General features: G+C 32.2%; 13 protein-coding genes. 5 read left to right on the top strand and 8 right to left on the bottom strand.

Annotation, left to right across the window (positions count from 1 at the left end):
* Positions 1-9 precede the first annotated feature (9 nt).
* Positions 10-1,011, bottom strand: coding sequence for a glycoside hydrolase family 113 (locus tag ACP15M_RS08710; protein ID WP_425076807.1), 1,002 nt, complete (start codon positions 1,009-1,011; stop codon positions 10-12).
* A gap of 93 nt (positions 1,012-1,104) precedes the next feature.
* Between ACP15M_RS08710 and ACP15M_RS08705 the strand changes: the two genes are divergently transcribed.
* The 5 genes from ACP15M_RS08705 (at position 1,105) to ACP15M_RS08685 (ending at position 7,831) form a co-directional block, all read left to right on the top strand.
* Entirely contained in the window at positions 1,105-2,409 is a 1,305-nt protein-coding gene (locus tag ACP15M_RS08705; RefSeq protein WP_425076806.1) for an NAD(P)/FAD-dependent oxidoreductase, read from the top strand.
* Between the two features lie 106 nt (positions 2,410-2,515).
* Entirely contained in the window at positions 2,516-4,105 is a 1,590-nt protein-coding gene (locus tag ACP15M_RS08700) for a 4Fe-4S binding protein (RefSeq protein WP_425076805.1), read from the top strand.
* Between the two features lie 41 nt (positions 4,106-4,146).
* Positions 4,147-4,839, top strand: a complete 693-nt coding sequence (locus ACP15M_RS08695; protein ID WP_425076804.1) for a glycosyltransferase family 2 protein — start codon at positions 4,147-4,149, stop codon at positions 4,837-4,839.
* Positions 4,836-6,326: a cellulose synthase family protein gene (locus ACP15M_RS08690; RefSeq protein WP_425076803.1), complete on the top strand. Its 1,491-nt coding sequence runs from the start codon at positions 4,836-4,838 to the stop codon at positions 6,324-6,326. Before ACP15M_RS08695 ends, ACP15M_RS08690 begins: the two co-directional genes overlap by 4 nt.
* Complete coding sequence (locus ACP15M_RS08685) at positions 6,326-7,831, top strand: mannosyltransferase (protein WP_425076802.1); 1,506 nt, start codon at positions 6,326-6,328, stop codon at positions 7,829-7,831. The genes ACP15M_RS08690 and ACP15M_RS08685 overlap by 1 nt, the downstream gene beginning before the upstream one ends.
* Positions 7,832-7,850: 19 nt before the next feature.
* On the opposite strand, the gene ACP15M_RS08680 is transcribed toward ACP15M_RS08685, so the two are convergent.
* From ACP15M_RS08680 to ACP15M_RS08650, 7 genes are all read right to left on the bottom strand, one after another.
* Positions 7,851-8,195: a hypothetical protein gene (locus ACP15M_RS08680; RefSeq protein WP_425076801.1), complete on the bottom strand. Its 345-nt coding sequence runs from the start codon at positions 8,193-8,195 to the stop codon at positions 7,851-7,853.
* Between the two features lie 169 nt (positions 8,196-8,364).
* Positions 8,365-8,778, bottom strand: coding sequence for a VOC family protein (locus ACP15M_RS08675; RefSeq protein WP_425076800.1), 414 nt, complete (start codon positions 8,776-8,778; stop codon positions 8,365-8,367).
* Positions 8,779-8,866: 88 nt separating this feature from the next.
* Positions 8,867-9,640 carry an RMD1 family protein gene (locus ACP15M_RS08670; RefSeq protein ID WP_425076799.1) on the bottom strand — a complete coding sequence of 258 codons (774 nt, stop codon included), beginning with the start codon at positions 9,638-9,640 and terminating at the stop codon, positions 8,867-8,869.
* The gene (locus ACP15M_RS08665; RefSeq protein WP_425076798.1) at positions 9,640-9,963 is read right to left on the bottom strand and encodes a hypothetical protein; all 324 of its coding nucleotides are present in this window, start codon (positions 9,961-9,963) and stop codon (positions 9,640-9,642) included. The genes ACP15M_RS08670 and ACP15M_RS08665 overlap by 1 nt, the downstream gene beginning before the upstream one ends.
* A gap of 2 nt (positions 9,964-9,965) precedes the next feature.
* Positions 9,966-10,943, bottom strand: a complete 978-nt coding sequence (locus tag ACP15M_RS08660; RefSeq protein ID WP_425076797.1) for a deoxyhypusine synthase family protein — start codon at positions 10,941-10,943, stop codon at positions 9,966-9,968.
* Complete coding sequence (gene speB, locus ACP15M_RS08655; RefSeq protein ID WP_425076796.1) at positions 10,930-11,871, bottom strand: agmatinase; 942 nt, start codon at positions 11,869-11,871, stop codon at positions 10,930-10,932. The genes ACP15M_RS08660 and speB overlap by 14 nt, the downstream gene beginning before the upstream one ends.
* Positions 11,872-11,879: 8 nt before the next feature.
* Positions 11,880-13,328: an arginine decarboxylase gene (locus ACP15M_RS08650; RefSeq protein WP_425076795.1), complete on the bottom strand. Its 1,449-nt coding sequence runs from the start codon at positions 13,326-13,328 to the stop codon at positions 11,880-11,882.
* Between the last annotated feature and the right edge of the window lie 68 nt (positions 13,329-13,396).

Below are 13,396 nucleotides of genomic sequence, written 5' to 3'. Positions count from 1 at the left end.
TAACTGTAATTATTCCGATTTATAAAACGATTTAATTACCATTTCTACAGGTTTATTTTGTGGTGTAAACTGATTGTCTTTTTCTCCTCCACTCTGTTCGTAATTATGAAACCATTTCCAAACAAAACCTCCAGCAAACCAATCTTCATTCCAAAACGCTTCATAAAGCGCTTGAGTTGCATTGACTTGCCCTTCTAAATTCAAACTTGTATTGGTATGGTCACTATTCCAAGGTGCTTTACCAGTAAAATCCATACTTCTATAACCATACTCAGTAAAAAGAACAGGTTTACCATGCGCTTCTGATACTGATTTGATAAGCGCTTTATGCTTTTGCCAACCAGCAACACATTCTTGAACAGTTGGTGTTCGTTTATCACTCACAGGAAAATACGCATCAACTCCAATGTAATCTAATTGGCTCCAAAAAGGTGTTCGTTTAAATTCATCCCAATTAGCAGCATAGGTCAATTGACCTTTATAAATCTTACGAATCTCTATAATGAGTTGATGCCAATACTCAGGACGTTGGTTTACAAAACTTTCTAATTCTGTACCAATACAAAACAATTCAGCATTAGTTTCATTAGCTAATGCAGCATATTCTAAAATAAAGCTAGAATACGAATTTTCAAAGTTTTGCCAATCGGCTTCATTAAGCATTTCTATATGACCAGTAAACTCTCCATGCCAAACCCAAATTTGAGGTTTAATCATGATTTTGATATTAGACTTCTTTAAGGTTTCAATGTATTGCTTGGCTCCAGCTCGAGTTTCACCAAACCATTGTTTGTTGGTATTATGAATTATTTCTGAATGAGTTAAACTCCTCATAAAGCCAAAAGGCATGATTGCTGTATAGTTAGCACCAACATCAATCACTGGTTTTACATGAGAATCATTAATGACTTCTGGTGAAGCTACAAAACTGAGTCCATTTATTTTTTCTTTAGGAACAGCACAAGAGATTACTGTAAAAAATAAAATGCAGAACTTAAAAATTATTCTCATACCTAAAATTTAATCTTTAAATTTAAACAAAAAGCATAAAGCGTTTAAGGTTTTAACAAAACCTTCGACAAAAGATGCAACTAATCAAAATCTATGGAGCATATCGTTATTATTGGAAACGGAATTTCTGGAGTTACTTTAGCAAGACATATAAGAAAACTTTCAGATAAAAAAATTACGATTATTTCAGCAGAATCTGAATACTTCTTCTCTCGAACTGCACTCATGTATATTTACATGGGACATATGAAATTTGAACACACACAGCCTTATGAAAATTGGTTTTGGAAAAAGAATCGAATTGAATTGCTCAACGCTTATGTTGAAGCTATAGATACTGATAACAAATCTCTAAAACTCGCTAACAAATCGTCTCTCAATTACGACAAACTTGTTATTGCAACAGGAAGTAAACCTAATAAATTTGGTTGGCCAGGACAAGATTTAAATGGTGTAATGGGATTATATCACAAACAAGATTTAGAAACCCTTGAAAAGTATGCGCCAAACAACAAAGTTTGTAAAAAAGCTGTTATTGTTGGTGGTGGATTGATTGGAATTGAACTTGCAGAAATGTTGAGTTCTCGACATATTCCAGTAACCTTCTTAGTTCGTGAATCTAGTTTTTGGAATGGTGTTTTACCTGAAGGTGAAAGTGAAATGATTAACAGGCATATCAAAAACCATCATATCGATTTGAGATTGTCGACTAATCTGAAAGCAATTAAATCTGATAAAAACGGAAATGTAAAATCTGTAATTATTGAAGAAACAGGAGAAGAAATTCCTTGTGATGTCGTGGGCTTAACTGCTGGCGTATCTCCAAACATAGAATTTATAAAATCCTCAAAAATTGAAACTGGAAGAGGTGTAAAAGTTAATCGTTACTTAGAAACCAATATTGCTGATGTGTACGCTATTGGTGATTGTGCCGAACAACATGAAGCTATTGGAAATCGTAGACCAATTGAAGCCGTTTGGTATACAGGACGGATGATGGGAGAAACTTTAGCGCAAACCATCTGCGGAAATCGCATACCATACAATCCTGGTCATTGGTTCAATTCTGCTAAGTTTTTCGATATTGAATACCAAACCTATGGTTGGGTTCATGGTAAAAAAGGGAAACCCGATTATGAAGCACATTTCCATTGGAAACATGACGACGACACCAAATGCATTACTGTAGCTTTTAATAAAAACACCAATGAATTTTTAGGGATTAATACTTTCGGGATTCGAATGCGTCATGAAACTTTTGACAAATGGCTGACTGAAAAAAGAGATGTTGATTATGTTATGAGTCATCTTTCTGAAGCTAATTTTGACCCAGAATTCTATAATCATCATGAAACTGAAATACGATCAGCTTACAACAACCAATTACAAACTGTTTAACAAATAAAAAGAGGTTGATGGCTAAAAAATAAAGCCACAATTAAATGCACTTCGTGAACACTTCAACATACTCAGTGTGACATCTTAGTGCTCAAAATAAAAACAAATGAGTCATAAATTAAATCATAGCATGTCTTTAGCTAAACCTGATGCCCTAGACATTACAACCAAACAAAAAGTAGCATTAGCAGTAGGAATTGTAGGTCTACTAATACTTGCATTAGCATTGTTTAACACCAACTTTCCAAATCAAGGTTTATTTTTATCGTTAGCATTAGGAATGATAACTCTCGGTACTATTATTTATTCTAGAGAAGCCTATTTAACAAAATTAGAAGGTATTAAAAACGATGGTACTTGGTTTAAATCTATTTCTTCTCGTGGTATTTTAGGATGGACTACTGGTGTTGTTTTAACAGGATTTTACATTGTTCTTTATTTCTTTCCAGAATATTTAGGTTTAGGTGTAGATGGAGCAGCAAACACAGGTTTAATTAGTTTATTTGATCCATTGAGTCAGTTATTAAGTGGTCGAAATGCTAGTCAATGGTTTGTTTACGGAACCCTTTATACAATTGCAATTTTAGCTTTTGGATATAAGTTTATTTTAAAATACAGACATAATCGCTACCAACAAATAAGGACTATTTCGGTCATGTTTTTTCAATTAGGATTTGCATTCTTAATACCAGAGTTTATGTATGTTATGAATAATGATTTGCCTTATTATGATCTAAAAAGTATTTGGCCATTAAACTATTATATTTTTGATGAATGGTCTGTAAAAGGATTTTTGTCTAATGGAAATATTGGCTTAGCACTTATTCTCTTCGGAATCTTATCCATATTCGTTATTACTCCAATTTTAACTTACAAGTATGGGAAACGTTGGTATTGCTCATGGGTTTGCGGCTGTGGTGGTTTAGCCGAAACTGCTGGTGATGCCTTTAGACATTTATCTTCTAAAAAAATGTCTGCTTGGAAACTAGAACGCTGGTTAATACACCTTGTTTTAGTTTTTTCTGTTGTTATGACAACTGCTATGGTATACACCTATTTAGGATATGATAATAATAGCTTTTGGTTAACGAGAGGTGTTTTCATTAGTCTAGTCATTGGATTCTTGTCTTTAATCTTTATAGGAGTTATGCTTTTTAAAAGAAACGAATTAGGCAAAGATGCCAAATATGGAGCTATTGGATTTTTCACTGTGATACTATTATTAATCTTTATGCATTTAACAGGCACAACCAATGACGTATTTTATGTTCAAGCTGGAAGTTTAAGATCTGCTTATGGCTTTTATATAGGTTCTATTTTTTCTGGTGTAATTGGTACTGGTTTTTATCCCATTTTAGGTAGTCGTTCTTGGTGTCGTTTTGGTTGTCCTATGGCAGCAATACTAGGATTTCAGCAACGAATGTTTTCTAAGTTTAGAATTACAACTAATGGTGGACAATGCATTTCTTGCGGCAACTGTTCAACCTATTGCGAAATGGGAATTGATGTTCGTGCTTATGCTCAAAAAGGTGAAAACATTGTACGTTCTTCTTGCGTTGGCTGCGGAATTTGTTCTGCTGTTTGCCCTAGAGGAGTTCTTAAATTAGAAAACGACAGCATGCAAGGACGCATTAATCCAACGGAAATCTTATTAGGAAACGACGTAGATTTGATGGATTTAGTGAATAAGAAATAAACGGAAACAATGTATTTTTGTCGCTTCAAAAAAAACAGTACATGTCAATCATAAAAGTCATCATTCCTGCTTATAATGAAGCAGATTCCATTGCACATGTTATAAACGATATCCCAAGTTTCGTTAATGAAATTATTGTAGTTAATAATAATTCTTCAGACACAACTGAAACTAACGCACAAAACGCTGGCGCAACTGTTCTTACCGAAACCAGAAAAGGTTATGGCTATGCTTGTTTAAAAGGTATGGATTACATTGCAAATCTTTCAAAAAAACCAGATATCATTGTGTTTTTAGATGGTGACTACAGTGATTATCCTGAAGAAATGACTAAAATTGTTCAACCCATTATTGAAAACAACATCGATTTTGTTATTGGTGCAAGAGTGAAACAATTAAGAGAACTAGGCTCAATGACAACGCCTCAAATCTTTGGAAATTGGCTTGCAACGAGTTTGATGAGATTATTTTTTGGAGCAAAATTCACAGATTTAGGTCCTTTTAGAGCCATTAAATACAAAAAACTATTGCAACTAAACATGGAAGACAAAACCTATGGTTGGACAGTAGAAATGCAATTAAAAGCTTTAAAACAAAAGCTAACTTATACTGAAGTTCCTGTAAACTATAGAAATAGAATTGGTGTTTCTAAAGTTTCGGGCACTGTAAAAGGTGCTATATTTGCAGGCGTAAAAATCTTAGGTTGGATTTTTAAATACAGCATAAAAAAGTGATTTTAGAAACAATAATCATCGTCATTTACACCATTGCTATCATACTAATTTTTATGTATGCATTAGCACAACTTAATTTGCTTTATAATTACTTATCTTCAAAAAAAGCAACCAAAAATTGTGACACATTTGATTTGTCTAATCCTAATGAAGTTCCTTTAGTTACTATTCAATTACCTGTATTTAATGAAATGTACGTCATGGAACGCTTGTTAGATAATATTGCTCTAATAGAGTATCCAAAAGACAAACTAGAAATTCAAGTGCTCGACGACTCAACTGATGAGAGTGTTTCAGATACAAAAAAACGTATTAAAAAGCTTCAGTCTACTGGTTTAGACATCAAACACATTACCCGAACCAATAGAATTGGGTTTAAAGCAGGTGCTTTAAAAGAAGGCTTAAAAATTGCTAAAGGCGAATTTATTGCCATTTTTGATGCCGATTTTTTACCTAATCCGAACTGGTTAAAACGTACAATTCCTTATTTTAAAGATGAACATATTGGAGTGGTTCAAACACGATGGAGCCATATTAATCGCAACTATTCTTTGCTTACTAAAATTCAAGCGTTTGCTTTAGATGCACATTTTACGCTTGAACAAGTTGGACGAAATAGTAAAGGTCATTTTATTAATTTTAACGGAACTGCAGGTGTTTGGAGAAAAGCATGCATCATCGATGCTGGTAATTGGGAAGGTGACACACTAACAGAAGATCTAGATTTAAGTTACAGAGCACAACTAAAAAACTGGAAATTTAAATACCTTGAAGATGTAGAAACTCCTGCCGAATTGCCTGTTGTAATTAGTGCTGCACGATCTCAACAATTTAGATGGAATAAAGGAGGTGCAGAAAACTTTAGAAAAATGCTTAAACGCGTTATTAAGTCAAAAAATATTTCAACAAAAACTAAAATTCATGGTTTACTGCATTTACTTAACAGTACGATGTTTTTAAATGTGTTTATTGTTGCTATTTTAAGTATACCAATGCTTTACATAAAAAATGAATATGAGCATTTACGCATCTATTTTTATTTTATGAGTTTCTTTGTGATGAGCACTGTTATTTTCTTTGTTTGTTATTGGTTTATGTATAAACATATTTATGGTAGTGGTTTAAAAAAATTCTTCAGCTATATTGGAATGTTTTTTACATTCTTTTCAATAGCTATGGGCTTTTCTTTACATAATTCAATTGCTGTTTTAGAAGGTCATATAGGAAAGCGAAGTGAATTTGTACGTACACCAAAATTTAATATCAACACCTTAAAAGACTCATGGAAAGGCAACAAGTATTTAAAAAAGAGTTTATCACCTCATATCATTATTGAAGGCTTCTTAATGCTTTACTTTGCTTTTGGATTATATAGTGCATTTGTAGTAGGAGATCAAGGTGGTGATTTTGGTTTATTTCCTTTTCATCTTATGCTCTTCTTAGGATTTGGTTACGTATTTTTTAAGTCTTTATCTTCAAAAATGTAATGCAGTTCTGGAAACTTAATAAAGTGCCTTTGTTGCTCACATTTGTAAGCGTTACTCTCTATTGGTTTTTTGCATACGATTTAATTAGAACAGAATACACGAAACTCATCGTTTTATACAGCTCACTTTGGCTCTTATTCATTTTACTTTTAAAATATGCTGAAGATAACATTCGGTTGTTAACAATTGTTGCCTTTTTGTTTAGAGCTGTTTTTATTTTAGCCATTCCAAACCTGTCACAAGATTTCTATCGTTTTATTTGGGATGGACGCATGATTCTAGAAGGCTTTAACCCTTATATATACACTCCTGAAGCTTTTGTTCAAACTCAAGAATTTCCTATTTCTCAATCGGAAGAATTATATGCTGGAATGGGACAGCTCAATGGCAGTCATTTTAGTAATTATCCACCAATAAACCAATTGTGTTTTGTTATTGCTGGATTGTTTTCAAGTCATAGTATTTTAGGTTCCGCTGTTATATTAAGACTCATAATAATTGCTGCAGATTTTGGAACATTAGTGTTTGGAAAACGCTTATTGAAACAACTAGATATGTCTGAAAAAAACATATTTTGGTATTTGCTTAACCCTTTTATTATTATTGAACTTACTGGAAACCTTCACTTTGAAGCTGTGATGATTTTCTTTTTAGTTTGGAGTTTGTATGTATTACATTCCGGTCGATGGAAATGGGCAGCAGTGATTTTTGCTTTATCTGTTTCAGTAAAATTAATTCCGTTACTATTCTTACCATTGTTATTTTGGTATTTCAAAAAAAGTAATAATAATAATGCTCTAAAACATACTTTGACGACGCTCAATACAAGAGTTCAAAATAACAAGTCTATTACACAAATAGAGTCATCTGTCATTTCGAGCGAAGTCGAGAAATCTCTTAGACCTCTCGACTTCGCTCGAGGTGACAACCCGATTGATTACAAAAGATTAATTTCATTCTACAGTATTGTTGGAATCATCAACCTTTTACTATTTCTTCCATTTTACAATTCTGAATTTATAACTAACTATTCAAAAACCGTCGCACTCTGGTTTAATAACTTCGAATTTAATGCTAGTGCGTATTACTTAGCAAGAGAAATTGGATATCTGCTTAGTGGTTATAATGAAATTGCGATTATCGGAAAAATTCTTCCTGCAATAGTCTTCCTCTACATTATTTACTTAGCTATATTCAAGATACAAGTCAACACAAAAGCTTTAATAAAACACATGCTTTTGGCTTTTACATGCTATTTGTTTTTAAGTACAACAGTACATCCTTGGTATGTTGCAACCTTATTAATATTAAGTGTATTTACCAATTACAAGTTCCCTTTGGTTTGGAGTTTTGTAATTATCCTAAGCTACTTAGCTTACATTAACTTAAATAGTGCAGATAAATCAGAAAATTTATGGATTATTGCTTTAGAATACAGTATTGTCTACGCAGTATTTATTTGGGAAACATTTATAAAAAAAGCCAGCTCTACTAAGCTGGCTTGATTTATTAAAAAGCTCAATATTACAATTTTTTAAGTGCAGTAATCGTATAGGTTTCAATATCTAGTTCGTAATCATCATCATCTGTTTCGGTTTCGATGCTTATCGTGTAAGTCACCATAAACTTCTCTCCTATTAACTTTTCAGAATTTAGATCGAACGTTTTTAAAAGTGATGCATCAATCTCATGAAAAGTCATTGTATATTCTTCGTCGTCTTCATCGATTCCTATAAAATTGTAGCCATAATCTTCTTTGCTATCGTAAATCCCTACAAAAGTTTCAGTAGAATTTAGAGTTTTCATTGATGTAAAAGAAAAGAAGCATACCATTAAAAAGCTGACTATAATTGCAGTTTTTGTTTTCATTTTAATAAAAATTTAATGTTGAAATGATTGTTTTTTTTCTTCGGAAGTTTACCACCTCAAGTCCGAGAGTGCTTTTAGTAACATCATTTAATGATATACATGTGGAATAGGAATAGTATATACGTTTCTTGCAGTTTATTTAGATTTTAAGTTTAACACAAAAAATGGCTTAGGCTTTAAAAACATTGTCTTTGTCTTTAAAACATTTAAATTCTAACATATAGTCGTTAGGATCTTTAATAAAATAAGATTGATGCTCTCCAGCTTTATCTTTTAAAAACGAACTTTGGTCAACGAGCTGTAATTGCTTTTCTTTAAGCTTCTGATAAATCGTTTTCCAAGTATTTTCATCAACTATAACTCCAAAATGAAATGATGGTAATATTTTACCTTCAAAAACATAATTTGGACTATTAAAATTAAATTTCTGAGCTTTAATAAATGTTAGTTGATGCCCAAATAAATTAACATCGATCCAAGTTTGAGAAGATCGACCAATAGAAGCTCCGACAATATCAGTGTAAAAGCTTCGTGTTTCCTTTACACTTATGCAAGGTAAAGACATGTGAAAGACAGTTTCCATAATTTAATGAATTAAGATAAGTAGTTAATTACCAGTAAGTAATTTACGAAATTATACGATGTGAATTTCAAAAAAGATCTAGTTGAATTTATAATAATTTTAGAACAAACATATCTACAACTTCAACAAGAATGAGAATAATGATGATCCATTCTAATTTACTGCTTTCTTTATGATCCATAATATCTTTAAAGAGTTCTAAATTTTCTTTAATAATATCAATTCGATCATGAATAAAACGATAGCGATCTTTGAGATCGAAAGTTTGTTTTAATCCTAAATTGAGTTTGTTTAACGTTTCGTCTTCCCAAACGATATCTGGTGCATCAAAAATGTATAAGTTTTCAGAAATCTTATTCTTAATATTTAATGTCTTACCAATAAAGCGTTTGAGTTTAGATCCTGAAATATCTAATTTACCCTTGCTCTCAAGATATTTTGTGTGCTCATTAGTTTCAACAAGTAACGCTTCAGTAATTTCAGAATAACGTGTTAGTGCTACAGATTGTGAAGCATTTAACATCACTAAACGAATCATTTCGGCATTAACTTTAGGTAAAATGATTTTATCAAATTCAACTTTAACAGTATCTTCAATACTCACATTAACTTCTTCTGATAATTTTTCAGCAATGTAATCCTTACAAAATGGTCTAATCTTAATTAAAATCTGATAGATTTCTTCAGAAGTTAGATTGAAGACACTCACCATTCCATATTGAAATATGTAAACATATTTATGAGTATCGTACTCATAAAACAGCTCATCACTATCTTGAAATAAGAGTGTATAGCTTAAGCTTTGCTTCGCTTCTTTAACATTAATAGCGTTAGCAACCTGATAGGCAAGAACCTTATACATTAGTCATCGTCAGACATCTTGTCTGATTCCAAATCTGGATCTTGAACAGCATTAGGATCATCATTATCAAAATCTTCATAGTCATCTTCATCATAATTTTCCATAGTTACTTCAAGCTTAGTACTTACTTTTACAAGGTACTTAGTGTCATGAGTAGTCACTTCGACCGCTTCAACAATTTCATTATTAATATTCTTAAATGAAATGATATGATCATCATCATAGCCATAAGGATACTTTTCGACCAACATAGCCAAGATTTCTGGTGTCAACTTTTTAAAGTCGACAATTACGCGTTTTAAATTGTCTTTTTTATTCATCATAATTACATATCTAATAGGTAAGCAAAAATGAGAGGCGCAACAATTGTCGCATCACTTTCAATTATAAATTTTGGTGTATTAATATCTAATTTTCCCCAAGTAATTTTTTCATTTGGTACAGCTCCAGAATACGAACCATAACTTGTTGTTGAATCACTTATTTGGCAAAAATAGCTCCAAAAAGGTGTTTCTGTACGTTCCATATCTTGATATAACATTGGCACCACACAAATAGGAAAATCTCCAGCAATGCCTCCTCCAATTTGAAAGAAACCAATTCCGTTTTCAGAATTATCTGTATACCAATCGGCCAAAAAGGTCATGTATTCAATTCCAGATTTCATAGTACTAGCTTTAAGCTCTCCTTTTAAAACATAGCTAGCAAAGATGTTTCCCATCGTACTATCTTCCCATCCAGGACAAACGATTGGTAGATTTTTTTCTGCTGCAGCATACATCCACGAATCTTTTAAATCAATTTCATAGTGTTCTTCTAATACTCCAGACAGCAGCAATTTGTACATAAATTCATGTGGCAAATAACGTTCATTATTAGCTTCAGCATCTTTCCAAATCTTTACAATATGCTTTTGTATTCTTCGGAAAGCTTCCTCTTCTGGAATACAAGTATCAGTTACACGATTCAAACCTTTTTCTAACAAATCCCATTCATCTTGAGCTGTCAAATCACGATAATCTGGAACACGTTTATAGTGTGAATGTGCGACAAGATTCATAATATCTTCTTCAAGGTTTGCTCCTGTACAAGATACAATATGAACTTTATCTTGACGAATCATTTCAGCAAAAATCTTTCCTAATTCTGCAGTACTCATAGCACCTGCTAAAGACACTAACATCTTAGCTCCAGAATGTAACTGATCTTCATATCCTTTTGCAGCATCAACTAATGCTGCGGCATTAAAATGCAAATAATACTTTTCAATAAACTGTGATATGTGTCCTTTAGTTGTCGTCATTGTCATTAAATTTAGAAAATTTATTAATTCCAGAAGTTGTTTCGTTAAAATTACTTTCGTAATCATCCTCAGCATCTTCGTCTAAAAATTTGTAGCTTAATAATTTGTAATACAGTTTTGCAGCTAGAAAGTCGGATGCTTTCTCATTTGGATTTGGGCATAACTCTACAATATCAAAACCAATCACATTTTTTTCTTCAAACACCTGACGTAAAAAGTCTAGCGTTTCGTACCATAACAATCCTCCAGGTTCTGGAGTTCCTGTTGAAGGGCAAATAGAGGGATCAAACACATCTAAATCTATGGTAATATAAACATTCTCTGTCATTTGATCTATAACCGAATCTACCCAACTATCATCTTCGGTCATTTCGTGAGCAAAATATGTTTTCTCCTCATCCATAACAGTCGTTTCAATAACATCCATACTACGAATACCAACTTGAATTAAGTTAGTCGTCTGACTAGCTTCGTACAAAGCACATGCGTGATTACATTTACTACCTTGGTACGATTTACGTAAATCGGCATGAGCATCTAATTGTAGTACAGTAATGTTATCGAAACATTCATTGAAGGCTCTTATCGTTCCTATTGAAATGGAATGTTCTCCTCCAAAAGTAGTAACAAACTTGTTCTTTTTAATATAGCCTTTCACAGCCTGATGAACTGCTTCTACCATAGCTTCTGGTGAAGTGTTTTCGGTTACAGCATCTGCTAAAAACACACCTTGTTTATACACTTCAGTTTGTGTTTCAATATCATACAGTTCCATATTTTCAGAAGCTTCTAAAAACGCTTTAGGCCCTTTGTCTGCTCCTTTTTGCCAAGTACTTGTACCATCATAAGGCACTGGAATTAGCACAATTTTTGCATTGTCTAATTTAGAATATTGGTCTTCTATTCCTGCGTAAGTTTTTTTATTCATTGTGTTAATTATTGTAAGGATACTTCTAACTGTTCTGTTTTATTATTTAAATCTTGAATCGTTTTAGAGTAACCTAAAATATGAAGTAAGTCTTCACTTTTTTGTTGTTCACTAAATAGTTTTGTGGTGATATTTCCATTAGCATCCTTATCAATTAAAACATGTTTTGGTGAAGGAATCAAACAATGCTGCAAACCTCCAAATCCACCAATAGTTTCTTGATATGCTCCTGTATTGAAAAACCCTATATACAATGGCTTTTCTTTATTATACTTTGGAAGGTAAATAGCATTCATGTGTTGCTCACTGTTGTAATAATCATCGCTATCACAAGTTAAACCACCTAGAAGCACGCGTTCATAACTGTCATACCATCTATTAATTGGAAGCATAATAAAACGTTTATTAATTGCCCAAGTATCAGGAAGCGTTGTAATGAAAGAAGAGTTAATCATATTCCATTTTTCACGATCGTTTTGTTGCTTTTGGTATAATATTTCATAGATAGCTCCTCCACTTTCGCCAACTGTAAAACTGCCAAATTCTGTAAATATATTTGGCACATCAACACCTTCTTCCTCACAAACCAATTTTATCTGATTTACAATTTCATCTACCATATAAGCATAATCAAAATCGAATGCTAATGAGTTTTTAATTGGAAATCCGCCTCCAATATTCAAACTGTCTAATGAAGGACAAATCTTTTTTAAACTGGTATAAACTTTTAAACATTTAGTAAGTTCGTTCCAGTAATAAGCGTTATCACGAATTCCTGTATTGATAAAAAAGTGAAGCATTTTTAGGGCTACTTTTTCATTGTTTTGGATTTGATTTTTGTAAAACGGAACAATATTTTTATAACCTATTCCTAATCTTGAGGTATAGAATTCAAATTTTGGTTCTTCTTCAGACGCAATCCGAATTCCAACATTAAACTTTCTATTAATTTCTGCTGACAACAACTCTATTTCCTCGTAATTATCAATAATTGGAATTGCATTTTTATGTCCATCATTAATTAATCTAGCTATATTAGTAACATATTGCGCACGTTTAAATCCGTTACTAATTACGAACGTTTCATTTGTAATTTTTCCATCAGCTTTTAAAGCTTCAACAATATCGATATCAAAGGCTGATGATGTTTCAATATGAATATCGTTCTTTAATGCTTCATCTAAAACATGTTTAAAGTGAGCGCTCTTCGTACAATAACAATAATTGTATTTGCCTTTGTAATTGTGCTTTTCTATGGCATTTGCAAACCAATGCTTTGCACGATTGATGTTATTAGAAATTTGCGGTAAATATGTAAACTTCAATGGTGCTCCATATTGTTCAACCAATTGCATAAGGTTGACATCATGAAACTCTAAAGTTTTATTTTTAAGTTTAAACTCAGGTTGTGGAAAATCAAATGTTTGATTAACCAAATCAATATATTTTGTATTCATTATTATGTTTAAAAAGTTAAATGTAATTGGTGAAGGTTAACAGGTGGTTAAGCCAACAAAAACAAATA

The sequence above is a fragment of the Psychroserpens sp. S379A genome (genome assembly GCF_049800755.1).
Lineage (GTDB): Bacteria > Bacteroidota > Bacteroidia > Flavobacteriales > Flavobacteriaceae > Psychroserpens.
This window is presented reverse-complemented; position numbering and strand designations above follow the sequence as displayed.